This is a genomic window from Methylobacterium sp. GXF4 (assembly GCF_000272495.1).
GTDB lineage: Bacteria > Pseudomonadota > Alphaproteobacteria > Rhizobiales > Beijerinckiaceae > Methylobacterium > Methylobacterium brachiatum.
This window is the reverse complement of the sequence record NZ_AKFK01000043.1, coordinates 1-473: the sequence shown is the minus strand read 5'-3', so window position 1 is coordinate 473 and position 473 is coordinate 1. Positions and strand designations below refer to the sequence as shown.

The 473-nt window shown below is 77.6% G+C and carries 1 protein-coding gene; it reads left to right on the top strand.

Annotated elements, in window-relative coordinates:
- Window positions 1–32 precede the first annotated feature (32 nt).
- Window positions 33–473 (top strand): Hpt domain-containing protein (locus WYO_RS04115; protein WP_039902207.1); only part of this gene is annotated, 441 nt, incomplete at its 3' end.

Sequence of the window (473 nt, the reverse complement as noted above, 5' to 3'; positions counted from 1 at the left end):
GAACGCTACCGGCACTGAGGGCGGGCGCCGTCTTGGCCGCCGATATCCGCCAGCTCCTCCTCGCCGCCTTCGACGTCGAGCACCGCGAGCACGTCACGGCGATCCGGGCCGCGCTCGGGAGCGCGACCCCGGACTGGAACGACGTGTTCCGCCGTGCGCACAGCCTGAAGGGCGCCGCCCGCGCCGTCGACCTGCCCCCCGTGGAGGCGGTCGCCCACCGGCTGGAGACCCTGTTCGAGCGGGTCCGCACCGGCGCGCGCGCCCTCGACCGCGAGGCGGCCAACGCGGTCCACCTCGCCCTCGACCGGATCGAGACCTACGTCGCCGGCCTCCAGGACGGCGCCGGGCCGGACATGCTGCCCGACGCCCTGACGGCTTTAGGGCAATGCCTCGGCCTGCCCGGGGAGGCCCCGGGGGACGCCGCACCGCCGCCCGCTCCGCCCCCCGCGGCGCCGCCGGCCGAACCCCCTGCC